17 protein-coding genes and 1 pseudogene are annotated in these 19,150 nt (G+C 70.3%); 5 read left to right on the top strand and 13 right to left on the bottom strand.

Annotation, left to right across the window (positions count from 1 at the left end):
* Window positions 1-35: 35 nt before the first annotated feature.
* Genes H8B08_RS16060 through H8B08_RS16025 form a run of 8 tightly spaced genes read right to left on the bottom strand, consistent with a single transcriptional unit; the run spans window position 36 to window position 6,766 of the window.
* Entirely contained in the window at window positions 36-1,280 is a 1,245-nt protein-coding gene (locus H8B08_RS16060; RefSeq protein ID WP_370545501.1) for a cysteine desulfurase, read from the bottom strand.
* Complete coding sequence (gene sufD / locus H8B08_RS16055; RefSeq protein WP_187451203.1) at window positions 1,277-2,314, bottom strand: Fe-S cluster assembly protein SufD; 1,038 nt, start codon at window positions 2,312-2,314, stop codon at window positions 1,277-1,279. The genes H8B08_RS16060 and sufD overlap by 4 nt, the downstream gene beginning before the upstream one ends.
* On the bottom strand, window positions 2,311-3,060 hold the full coding sequence (gene sufC, locus H8B08_RS16050; protein ID WP_187451202.1) for a Fe-S cluster assembly ATPase SufC: 750 nt from the start codon (window positions 3,058-3,060) through the stop codon (window positions 2,311-2,313). The genes sufD and sufC overlap by 4 nt, the downstream gene beginning before the upstream one ends.
* Window positions 3,053-3,355: a hypothetical protein gene (locus H8B08_RS16045; protein ID WP_187451201.1), complete on the bottom strand. Its 303-nt coding sequence runs from the start codon at window positions 3,353-3,355 to the stop codon at window positions 3,053-3,055. The genes sufC and H8B08_RS16045 overlap by 8 nt, the downstream gene beginning before the upstream one ends.
* Window positions 3,352-3,708 (bottom strand): hypothetical protein, encoded by a 357-nt coding sequence (locus H8B08_RS16040; RefSeq protein WP_187451200.1) that lies wholly within the window; start codon window positions 3,706-3,708, stop codon window positions 3,352-3,354. The genes H8B08_RS16045 and H8B08_RS16040 overlap by 4 nt, the downstream gene beginning before the upstream one ends.
* Window positions 3,708-5,177 carry a Fe-S cluster assembly protein SufB gene (gene sufB / locus H8B08_RS16035; protein ID WP_187451199.1) on the bottom strand — a complete coding sequence of 490 codons (1,470 nt, stop codon included), beginning with the start codon at window positions 5,175-5,177 and terminating at the stop codon, window positions 3,708-3,710. The genes H8B08_RS16040 and sufB overlap by 1 nt, the downstream gene beginning before the upstream one ends.
* A 9-nt stretch (window positions 5,178-5,186) precedes the next feature.
* Entirely contained in the window at window positions 5,187-6,323 is a 1,137-nt protein-coding gene (locus tag H8B08_RS16030) for a cysteine desulfurase family protein (protein ID WP_187451198.1), read from the bottom strand.
* Window positions 6,323-6,766: an Rrf2 family transcriptional regulator gene (locus tag H8B08_RS16025; protein WP_187451197.1), complete on the bottom strand. Its 444-nt coding sequence runs from the start codon at window positions 6,764-6,766 to the stop codon at window positions 6,323-6,325. Before H8B08_RS16025 ends, H8B08_RS16030 begins: the two co-directional genes overlap by 1 nt.
* 165 nt (window positions 6,767-6,931) lie before the next feature.
* Between H8B08_RS16025 and H8B08_RS16020 the strand changes: the two genes are divergently transcribed.
* Entirely contained in the window at window positions 6,932-7,582 is a 651-nt protein-coding gene (locus H8B08_RS16020; RefSeq protein WP_187451196.1) for an alpha/beta hydrolase, read from the top strand.
* Here the strand turns inward: H8B08_RS16020 and H8B08_RS16015 are convergent.
* The 4 genes and pseudogenes from H8B08_RS16015 to H8B08_RS19645 form a co-directional block, all read right to left on the bottom strand.
* Window positions 7,546-7,803, bottom strand: coding sequence for a hypothetical protein (locus H8B08_RS16015; RefSeq protein ID WP_187451195.1), 258 nt, complete (start codon window positions 7,801-7,803; stop codon window positions 7,546-7,548). The two genes, H8B08_RS16020 and H8B08_RS16015, sit on opposite strands and share 37 nt — an antisense overlap.
* Window positions 7,804-8,246: 443 nt before the next feature.
* Window positions 8,247-9,449: an exo-beta-N-acetylmuramidase NamZ domain-containing protein gene (locus H8B08_RS16010; protein WP_187451194.1), complete on the bottom strand. Its 1,203-nt coding sequence runs from the start codon at window positions 9,447-9,449 to the stop codon at window positions 8,247-8,249.
* An 8-nt stretch (window positions 9,450-9,457) separates the two neighbouring features.
* Window positions 9,458-9,991, bottom strand: coding sequence for a DOMON-like domain-containing protein (locus H8B08_RS16005; protein WP_187451193.1), 534 nt, complete (start codon window positions 9,989-9,991; stop codon window positions 9,458-9,460).
* Between the two features lie 20 nt (window positions 9,992-10,011).
* Window positions 10,012-10,155: pseudogene (locus H8B08_RS19645) on the bottom strand (hypothetical protein); the annotation flags it as partial.
* 236 nt (window positions 10,156-10,391) lie between these two features.
* Here H8B08_RS19645 and tyrS point away from each other — a divergent pair.
* On the top strand, window positions 10,392-11,654 hold the full coding sequence (tyrS, locus tag H8B08_RS16000) for a tyrosine--tRNA ligase (protein WP_187451192.1): 1,263 nt from the start codon (window positions 10,392-10,394) through the stop codon (window positions 11,652-11,654).
* A gap of 9 nt (window positions 11,655-11,663) precedes the next feature.
* Here the strand turns inward: tyrS and H8B08_RS15995 are convergent, their stop codons facing one another.
* Window positions 11,664-15,758 (bottom strand): DUF3971 domain-containing protein, encoded by a 4,095-nt coding sequence (locus H8B08_RS15995; RefSeq protein WP_187451191.1) that lies wholly within the window; start codon window positions 15,756-15,758, stop codon window positions 11,664-11,666.
* 95 nt (window positions 15,759-15,853) lie between these two features.
* On the opposite strand from H8B08_RS15995, the gene H8B08_RS15990 reads away from it, so the two are divergent.
* The 3 genes from H8B08_RS15990 (at window position 15,854) to H8B08_RS15980 (ending at window position 19,121) form a co-directional block, all read left to right on the top strand.
* Window positions 15,854-16,330: a peroxiredoxin gene (locus H8B08_RS15990; protein ID WP_187451190.1), complete on the top strand. Its 477-nt coding sequence runs from the start codon at window positions 15,854-15,856 to the stop codon at window positions 16,328-16,330.
* Between the two features lie 220 nt (window positions 16,331-16,550).
* Window positions 16,551-17,699, top strand: a complete 1,149-nt coding sequence (locus H8B08_RS15985) for an alpha/beta fold hydrolase (RefSeq protein WP_222934529.1) — start codon at window positions 16,551-16,553, stop codon at window positions 17,697-17,699.
* Between the two features lie 270 nt (window positions 17,700-17,969).
* Complete coding sequence (locus H8B08_RS15980) at window positions 17,970-19,121, top strand: peptidoglycan DD-metalloendopeptidase family protein (protein WP_187451189.1); 1,152 nt, start codon at window positions 17,970-17,972, stop codon at window positions 19,119-19,121.
* Window positions 19,122-19,150: the final 29 nt, after the last annotated feature.

Here is a 19,150-nt window from a genome sequence, read left to right as displayed (position 1 = left end):
CTCGGCGGCCTTGATCGTTCCGTCGTCCATACTCGTCACGCGAAAAAGCTGCGCGCCTTGATCAGCGCGTCGGCGAAGGCGTCGGCGTCCTCCACCGTGTTATATAGGGCGAAAGAGGCCCGGGCGGTCGAGGTCAGGCCGAAACGCCGCATCAGCGGCTCGGCGCAGTGCATGCCCGCCCGTACCGCCACCCCGTACTTGTCGAGGATCTGGGCGATGTCGTGGGCGTGGGCGTCCGCGACCGTGAAGGTCAGGATCGCCCCCTTGCCCGGCGCCTGGCCGATCACCCGCAGCCAATTGTGCCCTTCCAGCCGCTCCAGGGCGCGCTGGTAGAGCGCCTTCTCGTGCGCGTGCACGGCGTCGCGGTCGAACTGCGACAGCCAGTTCAACGCCGCGCCCAGCGCGATCGCCTCCAGGATCGGCGGCGTGCCGGCCTCGAAGCGGGCCGGCGGCTCGGCCCAGGTGCACAGGTCGGGCGTGACCTGGGCGATCATCTCGCCGCCGCCCTGGTAGGGCGGCATGTCGGCCAGCACCTCGGCCTTGCCGTACAGCACGCCGATGCCGGTCGGGCCGTACAGCTTGTGGCCGGTGCAGACGTAGAAGTCGCAGTCGATGTCCTGCACGTCGGGGGCGGCGTGCACCGCGCCCTGGCAGCCGTCGATCAGCACCTTGGCCCCGGCGGCGTGGGCGGCTTCGACCACGGCCTTGATCGGGTTGATGGTGCCCAGCACGTTGGACATGTGGGTGACGGCGACGATCTTCGTACGTTCGCCGATCAGGCCCCGCAGCGCCTCCAGGTCCAGCAAGCCGTCGTCGGTCACCGGCGCGAAGCGCAGCACCGCGCCGCGCCGCTCGCGCAGCAGGTGCCAGGGCACGATGTTGGAGTGGTGCTCCATCTCGGTGACGACGATCTCGTCGCCCGGCTTGATGGACTGGCCCAGCGACGCCGCCACAAGGTTCACGGCTTCCGTGCCGCCCTTGGTGAAGACGATCTCCGAGGAGGCCTTGGCGTTCAGGAAGCGCGCGACGGTTTCGCGGGCCTCCTCGTAGGCTTGCGTGGTTTCGTTGGCCAGCGTGTGCAGGCCGCGGTGGACGTTGGCGTAGGAGGTCTCCATCGCCCGTGTCAGCGCCTCGATCACCGCGCGCGGCTTCTGGGCCGAGGCGGCGCTGTCCAGATAGACCAGCGGCTTGCCGTTGATCTGGCGCGACAGGATCGGGAACTGGGCCTTGGCCGCATACGGGTCGAAGGCGGCGGTCAGGTTCGGGGCGAGGGCGGTCACAGCAGGGCCTCCAGCCGGTCGACCAGCCAGGCCTGGGCGGCTTCGCGCGCGCCGTCGTGCTCGATGCGGTCGGTGACCTCGCCCAGGAAGGCCTGGGTCAGCATCACGCGGGCCTCGTGCTCGGGGATACCGCGGGCGCAGGCGTAGAACAGGGCGTTTTCGTCCAGCGCGCCAACCGTGTTGCCGTGGGCGCAGGAGACGTCGTCGGCGTAGATCTCCAGCTCCGGCTTGGCGTCGACCTCGGCCTTGTCCGACAGGATCAGCGCATGGTGGCCCATGCGCGCATCGGTCTTGTCGGCCCCGCGGTCGACCACGATGCGGCCCTGGAACACGCCGCGCGCGCTGTCGGCGACCACGCCCTTGGTCAGTTGCGAGGTCACGCCCTCCACGCCCTGGTGGTCGACCACGGTGGTCAGGTCGGCGTGGCGCGAACCTGACAGCACGTAGAGGCCGTCCAGGCGCACGGAGGCGCCGTGGCCCGGGTGGTTCACCCGGGTCTCGTGGCGCTGCAGCTTTGCGCCGGAAGCCAGCACGGTCTGGGTGTAGTGCGCGTGCGGAGCGACCTTCACCTCCGCGGCGGACACCGAGATGGCGTCGTCGGGCTCTTCCAGCAGTACGATCCGGGTCAGGCGCGCGCCCTCCCCCAGCTCGAAGCCGAGCGTGACGTTCGACGCGTAGGCGCTGCCGGCGCCTTCATAACTCTCCAGCACCAGCAGCTCAGCCCGGGCCGGCACGACCACGGTCGCACGCGCCTGGTGGCCGGTGGCTTGAGCCTCCGACACGAAGCGCAGGCGAAGCGTCCCGGCGCCCTCGAAGCGGGCCTCGGCCGCGCCGTCGGCTGTCACGCCGTTGCCGAACGCGATCTCCCTGCCGCCCAGGGCCGCGAACGGTCCGCCCGGCGCGACGGCGAGCGCCGCCGACACGGCCGGCGCGTCACGCAGGAAGCGCTTCAGGTCGCTCCACTTCCAGTCCTCCACCCGGCGGGTCGGGAAGGTGGAGGCGTCCCGGAGGTCGAGGCGTACGGGGGCGTTCACGCGGCCTCCGCGGCGTAGCGGTCGTAGCCGGTGCGCTCCAGCTCGAGCGCCAGCTCCGGCCCGCCCGAGGCGACGATACGGCCGGCGGCCAGCACGTGCACCTTGTCGGGGCGGATGTAGTCCAGCAGGCGCTGGTAGTGGGTGATGACGAGCATGGAGCGGTCGGGCGCACGCAGCGCGTTCACGCCTTCCGAGACGATGCGCAGGGCGTCGATGTCGAGGCCGCTATCGGTCTCGTCGAGGATCAGCAGCTTGGGCTCCAGAAGCGCCATCTGCAGAACCTCCATCCGCTTCTTCTCGCCGCCGGAGAAGCCGACGTTGAGGGGTCGCTTCAGCATGTCGAAGTCGATGCGGAGGTCCTTGGCCTTCTGCTTGACCAGCTTGAGGAATTCCGGAGCCGAGACCTCCCCTTCCCCGCGCGCCTTGCGCTGGGCGTTCAGCGCCGTGCGCACGAAGGTCAGGGCCGGCACGCCGGGGATCTCCAGCGGGTACTGGAAGGACAGGAACAGGCCCTTGGCGGCCCGCTCGTTCGGCTCCAGCGCCAGCAGGTCCTCGCCGTTCAGGAAAGCCGAGCCCGCGGTGACCTCGTAGCCGTTGCGCCCGGCCAGGGTGTAGCCGAGCGTCGACTTGCCGGCGCCGTTCGGCCCCATGACCGCGTGCACCTCGCCCGCGGGCACGTCCAGGGACAGCCCCTTCAGGATCGGCTTGTCGGCGACGGAGACTTGCAGGTTGTCGATCTTAAGCATGGCGGTCCGAAATCTTCTGAAATGCCGCGACGGCGAATTGGGTCGGCTGTCCCGTCAGGATCGGCGCTTCCCACTCGTGGTCGGGGTCGTAAGCAGCCAAGCGGAGCAGCTCCGTCAGCAACTCTTTGAGCTCGTTCTGGTCGGTCACTCGGCCGTCGAGAAGCGCCTTGCTGCGCTCCACGATGGACCTGTTGGTCGCCCAAGCGCCGGCGCCCGCGTGGAATGCAAGCTCCCTCGCGTACTCGAATTCCTCGAGGGAGAGACCGAAGCGCGCCTCTGTGGCCACGTCCCTCACCCCAGGCTCCCGTCCACCAGGAGCTTCGCCAGCGCCTGCTCGATGTCCTCGATCGAGCGGACCGGCACCTCGGTGATGCGGTAGTCGTCGGCCCGCTTCACCTCGTAGTTCATGGTGAAGTTGCCTTCCGGCGTGACCTGGACCGTGATCATGATCGGGCCCGGATCGATCTTCAGCTCGTCGTCGAACAGTTCGACCTCGGCCTGGATCTGATCCATCAGCTCACGGTCGTCGCGGATCTCGCGATAGAAGGCGCGCAGCCGCTCGCGGGCCTGCTCGTAGGGCGCACGCGCGGAGTCTTCGGCGGCCCGCTTGCGATCCAGCTCGGCCTTGTAGGCGTCCTTCAGGCCCATCAGCCCACGCTCCCTTCCAGCGAGATCGCGACCAGCTTCTGGGCCTCGACGGCGAACTCCATCGGCAGCTCCTGCAGCACCTCGCGCACGAAGCCGTTGACCAGCAGCTGCACCGCCTCCTCCTGGGAGAGGCCGCGCTGCATGGCGTAGAACAGCTGATCTTCCGACAGGCGCGTGGTGGTCGCCTCGTGCTCGAACTGGGCCGAGCCGTTGCGGGCCTCGACGTAGGGCACCGTGTGCGCGGCGCAGTCCTTGCCGATCAGCAGGCTGTCGCACTGGGTGAAGTTGCGCGCGCCCTTGGCCTTGGGGTGGGCCGAGACCAGGCCGCGGTAGGTCGAGACCGACTTACCGGCCGACACGCCCTTGGCGATGATCCGCGAGCGGGTGTTGGCGCCCAGGTGGATCATCTTGGTGCCGGTGTCGGCCTGCTGGCGACCGTTGGTGATGGCGATCGAATAGAACTCGCCGACCGAGCCCTCGCCCTTGAGGATGCAGGACGGGTACTTCCAGGTGACGGCCGAGCCGGTCTCGACCTGCGTCCACGACACCTTGGAGCGGTCGCCGCGGCAGTCGGCACGCTTGGTGACGAAGTTGTAGATGCCGCCCTTGCCGGTCACCGGATCGCCCGGCCACCAGTTCTGGACGGTGGAGTACTTGATCTCGGCGTCCTCCAGGGCGACCAGCTCGACCACGGCGGCGTGCAGCTGGTTCTCGTCGCGCATGGGGGCGGTGCAGCCCTCAAGGTAGCTGACGTAGCTGCCCTTGTCGGCGATGATCAGGGTGCGCTCGAACTGGCCGGTGTTCTCCGCATTGATACGGAAATAGGTCGACAGCTCCATCGGGCAGCGCACGCCCGGCGGGATGTAGACGAACGAACCGTCGGAAAACACGGCGGAATTCAGCGCCGCGAAGTAGTTGTCCGAGACCGGCACGACCGAACCCAGGTACTGGCGCACCAGATCACCGTGCTCGCGCAGCGCCTCGGACATGGACATGAAGATCACGCCCGACTTGGCCAGCTCCTCGCGGAAGGTGGTCACGACCGAGACGCTGTCGAACACGGCGTCGACCGCGTATTTCGGCGCGCCCTCCACCCCGGCCAGGACCATCTGTTCCTTCAGCGGGATGCCGAGCTTTTCGTAGGTCGCCAGGATCTCCGGATCGATCTCGTCCAGGCTCTTCGGCTTCGCCTTCGTGCGGGGCGCGGCGTAGTAGTGCAGGTCCTGGTAGTCGACCGGCGTGTACTCGACCTTGGCCCAGGTCGGCTCCTCCATCGCCTGCCAGCGCTCGAAGGCGGCCAGGCGCCATTCCAGCATCCACTCGGGCTCGCCCTTCTTCTCGGAGATGAAGCGGACGATGTCGGCGTTCAGGCCCTTCGGCGCGAACTCCTGCTCGATGTCGGTGACGAAGCCGTGCTTGTACTTCTCGAGCCCGGCGACGGTTTCGATGGTTTCCTGGGAGACGCTCATCAACTCACCTCACGCCGCGCTGCGCTTGCGCGCGACCTGCCGCTCGCGGGCGGCGAGCCACGCGTCGGCGAATGCATTCCAGTCGGCCTCGGTCGAGGCCCAGCCGCCGGAGGCCCGCAGGCCGCCCGCCGCGAGAGCTTCCAGCCCCATGGCGTTCAGCACCCGGCTCGGCTTCACCTTGCCGGACGAACAGGCCGCCCCGGCGCTGACCATCACCCCGGCCAGGTCCAGCGCGATCACCTGCAGCTCCGACGTCCAGTCGGGGACGGCCACGCACAGCGTGCCCGCCACTCGGGACGCGCCCCCGCCCGCCACCACGGCCCCGGCCGCCTTCAGCCGTGCGGCCACGGCGTCGCGCCAGGCGGCTTGCGCACCAACCGTCGGCAGATCGCGCACGGCCGCGTCGGCGGCCGCGCCGAAGCCGACGATGCCGGCGACGTTCTCGGTGCCGGCCCGGCGGCCGCGCTCCTGCCCGCCGCCGTGCAGCCGGCGCGACAGCACCGCCCGCTCGCCGTACAGCAGCGCGCCGACCCCGTGCGGCCCGCCCAGCTTGTGCGCGGACAGGGCCAGGGTGTCGGCGCCCAGCGCTTCGAAATCGACCTCGATCTTGCCGGCCGCCTGGACGGCGTCGACGTGCAGCCAGCCGCCGGCCTCACGCACCAGGCGCGCCGCCTCGGCGACCGGCTGAATCACGCCGGTCTCGTTGTTGGCCAGCATCAGGGCGACAAAGGGGCGCCCCGTCGCGACCTTCAGCAGCGCTTCCAGCCGGTCCAGGTCGGCCACGCCGTCGGTGTCGACCGGCAGGACCTCCACCGGCTTGCCGGCGGCCCGCGCGCTCTCGATGACCGCGTCGTGCTCGGTGGCGCCGACGATCAGGGACGAGACGTCGGCCAGCTGGGCGGCGCTGTCGATGGCCAGCGCGTTGGCTTCCGTGCCGCCACTCAGGAACACCAGGTTGGCCGGATCGCCGGCGACCAGCGCCGCGACCCGGGCCCGCGCGTCCTCGACCGCCGCGCGCGCGGCGCGGCCGGCGGCGTGCACCGACGACGGATTGCCGCCGATGGCCAGCGCGCGCGCCACGGCTTCCGCCGCCTCGGGGCGGATCGGCGCGGTGGCGTTATAGTCGAGGTAGACGGGCGTGTTCATCAGGCGGCGACGACCTCCGCCGGCTGGCCGCGGTTCACGCGGTTCTCGACCACGTCCTCCAGGGACACGGACGACAGATAGCGGTGGATTTCGCGGCCCAGGCCCTCCCACAGATTGTGGGTCAGGCAGCGCTCGCCGCCGATCATGCAGCCCTTGCTCTGGTGGCTGCAGCGGGTGGCGCGGATCGGCTCGTCCACGGCCAGCACGATCTCGGCGACCCAGGTCTGATCGGCGCCCTTGGCCAGGCGATAGCCGCCGCCGGGGCCACGCACGCTCTTCACCAGGCCGCCGCGGCGCAGGCGCGCGAACAGCTGCTCCAGATAGGACAGCGAGATTTCCTGGCGCTCGGCGATCTCGGCCAGGCTGACCGGCCGATCACGGCCGTTCCGGGCCAGGTCCGCCATCGCCATGACCGCGTACCGCCCTTTTGTGGAGAGCCGCATGGGCCGGTCCTTCAGAATATGCGCGCGTTTTCGGCGGCCTGTGCTAAAAACCGCCCCCTCGCGGGCCGGGGGCGGCCGCCTTCGCGGTCGGGAGATAGGAAAACCGACTAGGGCGGTCAAGTATTTCCCGCCGCGGTCGGGCTGGGATTTAGGTAGGGGTGACGGATGCCTGAGGTGATTTTGACCGGCGCGGCCGGCCGCATCGAAGGTCGGTATTCGCCGGGCAAGAAGGAAAACGCGCCGATCGCGCTGATCCTGCACCCGCATCCGAAGGCCGGCGGGCACATGAACAATCCCGTCGCGGTGCAGCTCTACCACCTGTTCATGAAGCGCGGCTTCGCGGTCCTGCGCTTCAACTTCCGCGGCGTGGGCCGCAGCCAGGGCGAATTCGATTCGGGCATGGGCGAGCTGGCCGACGCGGCCTCGGCGCTGGACTGGCTGCAGGCCAACAACCCGGCCGCCACCCAGACCTGGGTCGCCGGCTACCAGTTCGGGGCCTACATCGGCATGCAGCTGCTGATGCGCCGCCCCGAGACCGACGGCTTCATCTCGGTGTCGCCGCCGACCAACATGTACGACTTCAGCTTCCTCGCCCCCTGCCCGGCCTCGGGCCTGTTCCTGCACGGCGAGAACGACACCATCGTGCCGCCGAACGAGGTCGAGCGCGTGGTCGCCAAGCTGCGCACCCAGAAGGGCATCACCATCGACTACGAGGTGGTGCCGGGCGCCAACCACTTCTGGGTCGACAAGCTGCACGAGGTGGAGACCCGGGTCGGGAACTATCTCGACAAGCGGCTCGAGGCCGAGCCGGCCTGATCCTCGTCCGAGGAAACGTCCAGGGAAGGCCCGCTCCGGCGGGCCTTTCGCGTTTTCAGGACCGACGCGAGCATCGCCGCGCCGAGGGTCGAGAACACCAGCGCGATGACGAAGACGTTGTCGAGGCTGAGCGCCCGCTCGATCAGATAGCCGGGCAGGAACTCCAGCGCCTTGTCCGGCCCGAACAGCCACAGGACGCCCAGATTGAACAGCAGGGCCATAGGCGGCGCTCAGCCACAGCGCCTCGGCCATGCCGACGACCTTGGCCTTGCGGTGGAAGACGCCCAGGTCGAAGGCCAGCAGGATCAGAATGAAGGCGTTGAATCCGACCCAGAGCCACAGCGGCGCGTCGGTCATCGGACGTCCCGCCGTCAGGAGGGGTCCGACATCACGGCGACACGTGCGGCCGCCAGAGGGGCCCGGACCCGTTTCAGGCAGATGGGGGCCGGTCGGGAGACGGCAAGCGGGGCGGGCGAGCGTGGCGGGACGCCTGCCCTTATTCGTCACCCTCGGGCTTGTCCCGAGGGCCCAGGGCTCAGCTACGCCACGCCAGGCAGTTCGCAGCCGCTGACCGCGCCACCTCGACTCCAACGGATCGTGCGAACGGAATGCTGGGCCCTCGGGACAAGCCCGAGGGTGACGAACCCTGAAAACCGAAAGCGCCCTAGTACAGCAGGTGCGGCTTGCGCTCTTCGACCCACGCCTCTTCGTCTGGCACGGTCAGGGCGTCGAGGTCGCCCGGCGTCGAACCGGCGTCGTCCACCCATTCCCGCAGGGCTGGGCCGCCGTTGATGACGTCGATGGCCAGCTTGCCGAACTCGTACTCATACGGGAAATCGCGCCACAGCTCATAGTCGGGGTACAGCCGGCGGATCGCCTTGAAGGCCAGGGTCTGCAACCGCCAGGGCTTGAACGCCTCGTGGTCGTAGCTGGGGTCTTCGGTGTGGATCTGCACGCCGGCGCACAGCTGGTGCACGTGCTTGTGGAAGGTCGGCTCGAACCAGCAGTCGCGCAGGCGGCAGCCCTGCAGCCACTGCGGGGCGAAGGCCTGCATCTCGGCCATGACCGCGCGGGCGTCGATGTCAGGCGCGCCGAACAGCTCCAGCGGGCGGGTGGTGCCGCGGCCTTCGGACAGGGTCGTGCCCTCCAGCATCACCGTGCCCGCGTAGGCCCGAGCCATCCACAGGTTCGGCGCGTTGGGGCTGGGGTTGATCCAGGCGCGCTCGTAGAGCGGCCAGCCGTAGCCCGGGCCTTCGTCCGGCTTCCAGCCCTCCATCTCGATCACCCGGTACTCGACGTCGAGCTTGAAGGTCTCGATGAACCACAGGCCCAGTTCGCCGAGCGTCATGCCGTGGCGCATGGGCATCGGCCCGGCCCCGACGAAGCTCTCCCAGCCGGGACGCAGCGTCAGGCCCTCGACCGGTCGGCCGGCCGGGTTGGGGCGGTCGAGCACCCACACCGCCTTACCGTGCTTGGCGGCGGCCTCCAGCACGTACAGCAGCGTCGTGATGAAGGTGTAGATGCGGCAGCCCAGGTCCTGCAGGTCGATCAGGATCACGTCGAACGCAGCCATCGACGCGTCGGTCGGGCGGCGCACCTCGCCGTAGAGGCTGAACACCGGAACGCCGAGCGCCGGATCGTTGAAGTCCGGGCTCTCCATCATGTTGTCCTGCTTGTCGCCGCGCAGGCCGTGCTGCGGCCCGAAGGCGGCGGTCAGCTTCACGTCGCTCAGCGCGCCCAGTGCGTCCAGCGAGTGGGTCAGATCGGCCGTCACCGAGGCCGGATGGGCCAGCAGGGCCACCCGCTTGCCGGCCAGCGGCGCGCGCAGGGCCGGATCGGAAATCAGTCGATCGATGCCGAATTTCATGGTCGGTCCTAGGCAGTGAGCTCGCAGGCGAAGCCGTCTCGGTGGTGGAAATCGGGCCGCCCGGGGGCGTGCCGCAGGGCCCAGTACGACTTGGCGCCGTCTGTGTCCTCGATCACCGCCGTCAGGGCGAGCGTCCATACTTGATCGGCCGGCAGGCCGGGTAAACGGTCAAGCTGCAGGCTCACGCGAACTTCATACCGCCCCTCGTCGGCGTGCGCCTGAATAACGGGCGCGTCGACGTCGGCGTCGGCCATGCCCTCGCGATAGCCGCTGAAGCCGTAGGCGGCCCAGCGAGTCGAGGGCGCGAAGTTGAATTCGTAGTAGCCGCCGTCCGCCCGGCCGATGAAGGCCTCGAAGCAGGTGTGCTTCCACAGCTCGTCGGCGCGACCCTCCGCGGCCGGCGCCGGCAGGCGGATGTCGTCGATCGCACCAGTCACGAGGTAGCGGAGCTCGAGAGTGGACGCGCGGCGCTCGACCTCGACCTCGATGGCGAGGCCGCTCGCGGGCGGGGTGTCGGGGTGCGGACTCAGGGCCAGGCGCATCCGCACTTTCTACCGGGATTCCGCGTGGGCCGCGCTCGTCCTTCGACAAGCTCAGGATGAGGGCTACTGAGGCCGCAGTAGAAATCCTCATCCTGAGCCTGTCGAAGGACGAGGATTTCGGGCTGCCTTGACGCCCGCGCCCGCGCACCCCACCCTGAAGCCATGTTCGAACGCGCCGCCAATCCGTCGTCGTATTACCGCTCGCTGTCATAGCGAGCGGGCTGTTCGATCACACCGATCACGCGCCGCCACCCGGTCGGCGACGTGCATCGAACAGGCGGTCTCCGGCCCGAAAAGCCTCCCAGGAGCCCGCCGAATGACCTCCCTCCCCGCTTCCGATCTTGGGCCGCGCCCTGCGGCCGTGCTAAACGCGCCCGCCGATTTCCAGGAGAGCCGCGCCATGTCCGACGTCCAGTACCGCTCCGATTTCCTGCGGGTGCTGCACGAGCGCGGCTTCGTCCACCAGGTCACCGACCTGGCGGCGCTGGACGCCAAGGCCGCGGCGGGCCCGATCACCGCCTACATCGGCTTCGACGCCACCGCGCCCAGCCTGCACGCCGGCTCGCTGGTGCAGATCATGATGCTGCACTGGCTGCAGAAGACCGGCCACCGGCCGATCGTGCTGATGGGCGGCGGCACCACCAAGGTGGGCGACCCGTCGGGCAAGGACACCCAGCGCTCCATGCTGGACGACGCCGGCATCGCCGCCAACATCGCCGGCATCCGCCAGGTCTTCACGAAGTTCCTGAGCTTCGGCGAGGGCCCGACCGACGCGATGATGCTGGACAACGCGTCATGGCTGGACGGCTTCGGCTATATCCAGTTCCTGCGCGATTTCGGTCCGCACTTCACCGTCAACCGCATGCTGACCTTCGACAGCGTCAAGCTGCGGCTGGAGCGCGAGCAGCCGCTGACCTTCCTCGAGTTCAACTACATGCTGATGCAGTCGGTGGACTTCCTGGAGCTCTACAAGCGCCACGGCTGCGTGCTGCAGATGGGCGGCTCGGACCAGTGGGGCAATATCGTCTCCGGCGCCGACCTGGTGCGCCGCCTGGCGGGCGCGGAGGCCTGGGGCCTGACCACGCCGCTGCTGACGACCGCCTCAGGCGCCAAGATGGGCAAGACCGCGTCCGGCGCCGTGTGGCTGAACGCCGACATGCTCAGCGCCTACGACTACTGGCAGTTCTGGCGCAACGCCGAGGACAAGGACGTGGGCCGCTTCCTGAAGCTGTTCACCACCCTGCCCATGGACGAGATCGCGCGGCTGGAAGCCCTGCAGGGCGCGGAGATCAACGAGGCCAAGAAGGTGCTGGCCGACGAGGCCACCGCCCTGCTGCACGGCCGCGAGGCGGCCGAGACCGCCCGCGCCGCGGCCCAGGCCGCCTTCGAGCAGGGCAAGCTGTCGGCCGACCTGCCGACGGTGGAGATCGCCCGCGCCGAGCTGGAGGCGGGCCTGCCGGTCGCCGCGCTCGCCGCCGAGCACGCGGGCCTGGCCGGCTCGCGCAGCGAGGCCCGCCGACTGGCCCAGGGCGGGGGCCTGCGTCTGAACGACGTGCAGATCGCCGACGGCAACCAGCTGGTCACGCTCGCCGACCTCAACGCCGACGGCGTGCTGAAGCTGGCCGCCGGCAAGAAGAAGATCGTGCTGGTCAAGCCGGTCTGAGACTGAGGATCACCGGCTCCCGCGGGTCGCCGTCCGTTTCGGGCGGTTCGCGGGGGCCGGGGTCTCGAACAGGCGGCGCAGGATGCCCGGCGTCACCAGCGACAGCGGGTTGACCGTCACCTGCGGCTTGCCGAACGAGCCGCGCGCCGCATAGCCCAGTCCCACCACGCCCTCGCCCTGGCGCGAAACCAGCAGCTGGCCCAGCACCGGCACGGCGCCGACCGCCGAGTTGATCGAATAGGCCGGCGCGATCGTGCCTTCAAAGTCCAGGGTGTCGGCCTTCAGGTCGGCCACGCCCTTGGTGGTCAGGCCGAGCGCCGGGCCGGTGGCGCGCGCGTCGCCGATGGTGATCTTCGAGCCGCGGACCTGCACCGGGGCGACCACACGGGTGAACATCACCCCTTCCCCGTTCAGGGTGTCGGCGATGCCCTGCAGCGAGCCGACGGTCAGGATCTGGGCGACGGTCGGGGCGCGGATCAGGCGCACGTCGTTGATGTCGACGTCCAGGTCGGCCCCGCCGGCCACCAGCCGGCCGGTCACGCTGGCGGAGCCGCCGCGCAGGCTCTCCACGTCGAACAGGGTCTTGGCCAGATCGCCGGCGTCGTCGGTCTCGAAGCTCAGGCCCGTCACCCCGGCCAGCGGGAACAGCCGCCCGCTCAGGCGCGCGCCGCCGCCGGTCCGGGCGGCCAGCTCCATCCGGCGGACCGCCGCCTCGCCCCACTGGCCGCTGGCGCGCACGTCGCGCAGAACCGCGTCGTCGGTCAGGCGCAGGCCCGCCACCGCCGCGTCGAACTTCACCGACGCCGAACGCCCCTCGCCCGCCCCGCCCGAGGCCGGCGCCGACAGGCGGTCGAACAGCCGGCGCGCATCCAGCCAGCGGCCGTCGACCCGCACGTTTAGGACCGAGCCGGTCGGCTCGCGCCACAGCCGCAGGGCGCCGTCGATCAGGCCGTCCAGCTTGGCCTTGGTCAGGTCCAGCGACACCAGTCGGCCGTCGGCGGTCATGGCGGCCGAGCCGGACAGCTCGAAGTCCTCGCCCTCGCCGGTCACCCGCGACAGGCGCAGGTCCCCGTCGCTCTCGCGCAGGAAGCTGACGGCCAGCCGGGCCGGCTGGCCCGCGGGCTTGCGCCACTCGCTGCGCGGCACGCCGACGTAGGCGGCGGTCAGATCCAGGTCGAGACGGCCGGTCAGCGGCTGGTCCTCGACCTGGGTCCAGCGGACCGAGACCGGCGCCTCGCCGTCGAAGTCGACCAGGTCCGGCGCGCCCCAGCGGCGCAGGGCCTGCGGGTCGAGGGTGGTCCAGACCACGAACTGGCGCGCGCCCGCGCGCAGCGGCCCGGCCTGGAAGCGGGCCGGCGTGCCGGCGAAGTCGGCCGTTCCGGCCATCCCCTCCGGGGTCGTCCGCCAGGCCAGCGACACCGGAAGCGTAGTTCCGGGCCTGAGCATGTTGGGCAGGCCCAGCGCGTCCAGATCGGCCGGCGACAGGGCCGAGCGCAGGCGCCGCTCGACCGCGCCGTCGGCGGCGCGGGTCCAGCTCATGGCCAGCTCCAGCCCGCCGGCGGTCACCTCCGCCGCGCCGTCGCCGCCCGACCATGCGGCGTCGACCACGACGGGGCGGGTCTCCTCGAACAGCGGCAGGCGGCCGAACCCCAGCCGGCGCGCCTCCAGCGGCGTCACCTGGGCGCGGTAGAGCAGATGCGGGCGGGTCCCCGGGGTGTAGGCGAGGTCGCCGGACAGGGCGTCGGCCTCCACCACGCCGGTCCAGGTCGCCCCGGTTGAGCCCAGGGTCACCTCCACCGGGAAATGGTCCGGCAGGCCGTCGACGAAGGGCGCGCCGGCGTCGCGCAGGCCGGGCGCGTCGGCCTGGCCCTGCAGGGTGAAACGCTCGCCGCCGGCCTGCTTGCTCCATTCCACCCGGCCGTCGCCGGCGGCGGAGCGGAAGCTGCCCTCCCCGTGGCCGCCGCGGGTGCGGAAGCGGCCGGTCAGGGCGACGGTACGGTCGGTCCGGCCGCCGAAGGTCGCCGCGCGCACCGCGCCGTCCAGGTCCACCGTCTCGGCCCCGTCCCTGGAGAACACAGAGGCGAACTCGATGCGGCCGCGATAGGGGCCGACCTCGCCGGTGCCCTTCACGTCGACGCCCCTGGTGTCGCCGTCGACGGCCATCTCGCCGTCCTGCAGGTCCCAGCCCAGCGCCGCCCTGGACACCGACGCGCCGCGCACGACCCCGGCGTAGCGGATGTCGTAATCCTTGAACTCGACCTTCCGTCCCAGCGGCCGGCCCAGTTCGAACAGCACGTCGGCCGCCCCCGTCAGCCGTTCGGGCGCGAAGCCATGGCTGGTGAGCAGCCGGCTCTCCGTGCCGTCGACGACGCGCAGCATGGCCTGGGCGTCGCCCTTGCCGCGCGCGCGGATGTCCACCCGCGCCCCGTCGCCCTTCAGGCGGGGGATCTCCACCGTCCCTTCGCTGAGCGCGATGGTGTCGAGCCGCCCGCCGGTCATGGCCAGGTCGAAGCGGTTGCCCTGCAGCACCGCCGAGCCCTGCCCGGCCGACACGGCGGGCAGGCCGTCCATGAAGCGCAGGGCGGCGTTCTGGAAGTCGAAGGTGAGCTTCAGCTCCTGGTCGCGCAGGACCTTGCGGTCGAAGGCGCCCGCGGGGGCCTTCAGGGTCAGGACCGCGTTCGAGTAGCGGCCGTCCAGCACCGCCTTGGCCAGCCAGGTACGCGCGCCGCCGCCCAGGTGTGTGGGCCAGAAGGCGAAGACCTGGTCACGGCCGACCGCGCCCTCCAGCCGCGCCGTCAGGTCCGCGCCCCAGGCGCCGCGCTTGTTCTGGAACAGCACGCCCTTGGCCGTCAGCGGCGCGCCGGCCACGCGGGCGCGCCCGTGGGCGATCTCGATGCGGCGCAGTTCAGGCGTGTAGCGGCCCTGGGCGGCGACGTCGGTCAGCTCCTGCGGCGGCGCGTCGGCCGCCAGCGCGCCCTGTACCCGCGGCCCGTGCACGTCGAACTCCAGGCGCGCGGGCGCGTGTTTGGCTCGGTCTTCGGGGACCAGCCGCAGCCGCCCGGCCAGGTCCAGCCGCGTGCGCTCGGCCGCCAGCTGCAGAGTCTGGATCTCGACGTCGCGCGTCCGGGGGTCGTAGCCAGCCACCACCTGGGCGGATTCGAAGCCCTGACGGGTCGTGCCGAACCGCAGCGCGCCCTTGCCGGCGGAGAAGGCCGCGTCGGCCGCGCGCACGCCGGTCTCCGCCCCGTAGGCCAGAGAGCCGCGGCCGCGGACCACGGCGTCCAGCGCCGAGAGCGAGCGGGTCGGCCCGACCGACGGGAACACCCGCGCCGGCGTCAGGTCGCGCAGCTCGGCGCGGACGAAGGCGTCCTTGAGGCCGACCGAGCCCTGCGCCTGGGCCTGCAGCCCGGCCGTACCCTGGACGCGATCGCGGATTTCGAGGTCGGCGCGGGCTGTGAGGCGCCCGTCGGTCTTCTGGAACTCGACCTCGCGGACCTCGGCCACCCAGTTCACGCCGCCGCCGACCTGGCGCAGGGCCAGGCGGCCGTTCTCCAGGTCGAGCTGGCGCAGGAAGCTCATCGGTCGGCCCATACGGGCGCGGCCGGTCATGTCGGCGAACAGCCGGTCCAGCCCGGTGACGACGCCGGGCGCGCCGTCGGCGTCGTAGCCCAGCTCGTAATTGCCCCTCGGCGACACCGACACGGCGGCGAAGAAGTCCTGAGCGGCGATCCGGCCCGGCGCGGTGGTGAAGGCGAACAGAGAATCGAGCGCGACCGCGGCCTGGACCCGGCGGGCCAGCAGCACCGGCCGCCGCTTTCCGTCCGTCAGCCGCACGTTCTCCAGTTGCAGGCCCAGCGCCCCGGCGTCGTCGAACCAGACCAGCCCGACCTTGCCGATGTCGGCCCGGCCGCCCTCGACCTGGCGGGCGAGGCCGCGCTCCAGCAGCGGCGCCAGCCAATCGGCCGGCATCGGCCCGAACGACAGCCGCACGCAGACGGCCGCCACAGCCAGGCCGGCCACCCCGGCGGCGGCCAGGGCGGTCAGCGGATTGCGCCCGCACAGGCGGCGCGCCAGCGCCTTGAAGTTCGGCCGGGCGAATTTCATGAGGCGAGCGCCATCCGCGCGCGTCCGACGTGTGGACGTGCGTCAGCGCGACGGTATGTTCCGCCGCGCGCGACAACCCCGTTCAGGAGAGCACGATGAGCGAGCTCCACCCCGGCTCCGCAGCCCCCGATTTCGACCTCCCCGCCGACGGCGGCGGTCGGCTGAAGCTGTCCGAGCTCCGCGGCCGCACCGTCGTCCTCTACCTTTATCCTAAGGACGACACTCCGGGCTGCACAAAAGAAGCGATCGACTTTACGCAAGCCGCCGACGCCTTCGCCGCCGCCGGGGCGATCGTCATCGGCCTGTCCAAGGACACCGCCGCCAAGCACGACAAGTTCAAGGCCAAGCATCAGCTGAACGTGCGCCTGGCCGCGGACCCGGAAGGCGCGACCGTCGAAGCGTACGGCGCCTGGGTCGAGAAGAGCCTGTACGGGCGCAAGTACATGGGGATCGACCGCTCGACCTTCCTGATCGACAGGGACGGCGTGATCCGAAAGGCGTGGCGCAAGGTGAAGGTCCCGGGGCACGTGGCGGAGGTCCTTAAAGCCGCACAGGAGTTGAACCGCGCCTGAACGCCGGCCCGACCCCGCAATAGCGACTCCGCAACCATTTCGTCGTTCTCTGACCCACCACACTAGTGCGGGTCATCCGCCGGGGGCTTCGATTTGCCCTCACCGCGCTAAGGTCGCGACGCTCACATCGCCTCGCGGGCGAGCACGGGCTCATCCCGACCTTTCAAAAAGAAGCGCTTCTGACAAAGGCGCGCCGAGCTTACGCAAAGGGGAAACAGGAGTGGACAAGACGCCTTATCGCGCACTCGCGGCCGTCGCGGCGGCTCTGTTCGCCTCAGCGGCGGCCGCCCAGGCGCCCTCGGCCGTCGAGCCAGTGACGCCCAGCATCCCCGCCGACGCCTATTCGCCGGGCCGCGCTCTGGTGACTGATTTCGATCGCATCGTCGCCCCCAACGGCGTGCAGGAGAGTTTCATCGCCACGCTCGGCGGCGCCCGCCAGTACGTCAGCGTGCGCGGCGCCGACCGGGCCAACCCGATCCTGCTCTACGTCCACGGCGGCCCGGCCTCGGTCGAACTGCCGATCTCATGGTCGTTCCAGCGGCCGTGGGAGGATTACTTCACTGTGGTGGAGTGGGACCAGCGCGCCGCCGGGAAGTCTTTCAGACTCAACGATCCCGAGGCGATGGCGCCGACGCTGACGCCCGACCGCTATCGCGACGACGCCATCGAGCTGATCGAGCTCCTGCGCGAGCGTTACGGCAAGCGGAAGATTTTCCTGCTCGGGCACAGTTGGGGCTCGGCGGTCGGGCTGTCCGTCGCAGTCAAACGCCCGGACCTGCTCTACGCCTACATCGGCATGGGCCAGCTGATCGATTTCCAGGAAAACGAGAAGCAGAGCTATGCGACGGTGCTCGACCAAGCCCGGCGCGACGGCAACACCGAGGCGGTGAAGGAGCTCGAGGGCATCGCCCCCTATCCCGGCCCAGGCGACTTCGACGTCGCCAAAACGGGAGTCGAGCGCAAATGGTCCGTCTATTACGGCGGCCTGGCCGCGGGCCGCCGCGACAGCGACTTCTACATCCACATGGGCCGCCTCTCGCCGGAATACGGCCTGGACGACCGTAAGGCGTGGGACGCGGGCAGCGACTTCAGCATGACGACCATGTGGCCGAAGCTGGCCGGCCTGTCCTTCGAGGACGTCCACACGCTCGACGTGCCAGTCTTCCTGTTCCTAGGACGCCATGACACCACCACGCCGTCCGAAATCGCGGCGGATTGGCTGCAGCGTGTGAAGGCGCCGCGGAAAAGAGTCGTCTGGTTCGAAAACAGCTCCCACTTGCCGATGATCGAGGAGCCCGGGCGGACGTTCCAGACGCTGCTGACCCGCGTCCGCCCGCTGGCCGGACGGGACCTGCCGCCTGGCGAGTGAGACGCCGGGCCGACTGGCGCGTCGGTGTCCCAGTTCGAGCCGCCGCCGCTGTCGCGTTAGCGACTTCGCAACCATTTCGCTGTTCTTTGAGCCGGCATTAGAGCGGGAACCTCGCCGGAGGCCGCGATTTACCCTCCTCCGGCGAAGAATCCCGCCCACCGCATAGCCTGACAGGCGTGCGCCGACGGATCGTGGTTAACCCGAGCCGTAGCTCTTGCGCGAGCGGAGCCGTTTAAGGCATATTTCAGGCGGACGAGGTGGGTTCCAGACATGGACAGCGCACGCGTGACGCGTATGCGTCATTGGGTGGAACGGTTGTTCCCCGAACGGCATGTCTACCTACGCTCCGGGGGCGAGACCCGGGGCTACATCCTCAGCACGCGCAAACAGATCATGCTGGCCGGGACGGCGTCCGTGCTGGGAGCATGGATGATTCTCTCCACCGGGTCGATGGTGTTCACCTCGTTGGCGTCTTCCAGCGCCGACCGCGAGATCGCTCGCGTGACCGCCAAGTACGAACGCCTGATGGCCGACCGCCAGGCGCGCCTGAACGGCGCCGTCGCCCGGCTCAGCGAAACCGCCGGCTCGGTCGATGAACTGGCCCAGGCGGTCGAGCACCGCCATGCGGCCCTGGCCATGGTCATGGCCAACTTCAAGGGCGTGCCCGGGGCCGAGCAGGCCCTGGCCCCCGCCCCGCCCCTGCCCGAGACCCGCCCGGCCGCCGAGCGCGTGCTGGCGGTGCGCATGGACCAGGAGCGCCTGCTCGCCAAGGCCGAGAACTTCGCCACCTCGCGGGCCGAGCGCCTGCGCCTGGCCTTCCGCCTGGCCGGCCTGAACCCCGGCTCCTACGCCGGCCGCGGGGCCACGGGCCTGGGCGGCCCGCTGGTCGACGCGCGCGATCCCAAGGCGCTGGCCTCCATCCTGGATGTCGACGAGGGCTTCGCCGCGCGCATCCAGAACGCGGCCGACAACCTGTCCGAAATGCGTTCGCTGGCGACCGCGGCCGAAAAGCTGCCGCTGGCGCGCCCCGCCTACGACGTGCGCCAGACCAGCGGCTTCGGTCTGCGCTTCGATCCGTTCAACCACCACCCGGCCCTGCACTCGGGCCTGGATTTCGCCGGACCGTTCCTGACCCCCATCCGGGCCACGGCGCCGGGCGTCGTGTCCTTCACGGGCGTGCGCTCGGGCTACGGGAACACCGTCGAGATCGACCACGGGGGTGGGTTCAAGACCCGCTACGCCCACCTGCAGGCCTTTTCGGTCCGCCCGGGCGAGCGTGTGGCTGTGGGCCAGCGCATCGCCGCGATGGGCTCCACCGGCCGCTCCACCGGCGTTCACCTGCACTACGAAATCTGGGTGAACGGTCGTCCTCAAAACCCCGCTCGCTTCGTGAAGGCCGGAGACTATGTTCAGCAAGACTAGCAAGCCCGTTCGCCAGGAAAGCGCTCCCG

Origin of the sequence: Caulobacter sp. 17J80-11 (assembly GCF_014349105.1) — a bacterium.
In the GTDB taxonomy this organism is placed as follows: domain Bacteria; phylum Pseudomonadota; class Alphaproteobacteria; order Caulobacterales; family Caulobacteraceae; genus 17J80-11.
This window is presented reverse-complemented; position numbering and strand designations above follow the sequence as displayed.

Bases quoted from the DNA above. Each gene is read 5' to 3' on its own strand.
- sufC (WP_187451202.1), bottom strand. From the start codon at position 3,060: ATGCTTAAGATCGACAACCTGCAAGTCTCCGTCGCCGACAAGCCGATC.
- H8B08_RS16040 (WP_187451200.1), bottom strand. From the start codon at position 3,708: ATGGGCCTGAAGGACGCCTACAAGGCCGAGCTGGATCGCAAGCGGGCC.
- sufB (WP_187451199.1), bottom strand. From the start codon at position 5,177: ATGAGCGTCTCCCAGGAAACCATCGAAACCGTCGCCGGGCTCGAGAAG.
- H8B08_RS16030 (WP_187451198.1), bottom strand. From the start codon at position 6,323: ATGAACACGCCCGTCTACCTCGACTATAACGCCACCGCGCCGATCCGC.
- H8B08_RS16025 (WP_187451197.1), bottom strand. From the start codon at position 6,766: ATGCGGCTCTCCACAAAAGGGCGGTACGCGGTCATGGCGATGGCGGAC.
- H8B08_RS16020 (WP_187451196.1), top strand. From the start codon at position 6,932: ATGCCTGAGGTGATTTTGACCGGCGCGGCCGGCCGCATCGAAGGTCGG.
- H8B08_RS16015 (WP_187451195.1), bottom strand. From the start codon at position 7,803: ATGGCCCTGCTGTTCAATCTGGGCGTCCTGTGGCTGTTCGGGCCGGAC.
- H8B08_RS16010 (WP_187451194.1), bottom strand. From the start codon at position 9,449: ATGAAATTCGGCATCGATCGACTGATTTCCGATCCGGCCCTGCGCGCG.
- H8B08_RS16005 (WP_187451193.1), bottom strand. From the start codon at position 9,991: ATGCGCCTGGCCCTGAGTCCGCACCCCGACACCCCGCCCGCGAGCGGC.
- tyrS (WP_187451192.1), top strand. From the start codon at position 10,392: ATGTCCGACGTCCAGTACCGCTCCGATTTCCTGCGGGTGCTGCACGAG.
- H8B08_RS15995 (WP_187451191.1), bottom strand. From the start codon at position 15,758: ATGAAATTCGCCCGGCCGAACTTCAAGGCGCTGGCGCGCCGCCTGTGC.
- H8B08_RS15990 (WP_187451190.1), top strand. From the start codon at position 15,854: ATGAGCGAGCTCCACCCCGGCTCCGCAGCCCCCGATTTCGACCTCCCC.
- H8B08_RS15980 (WP_187451189.1), top strand. From the start codon at position 17,970: ATGGACAGCGCACGCGTGACGCGTATGCGTCATTGGGTGGAACGGTTG.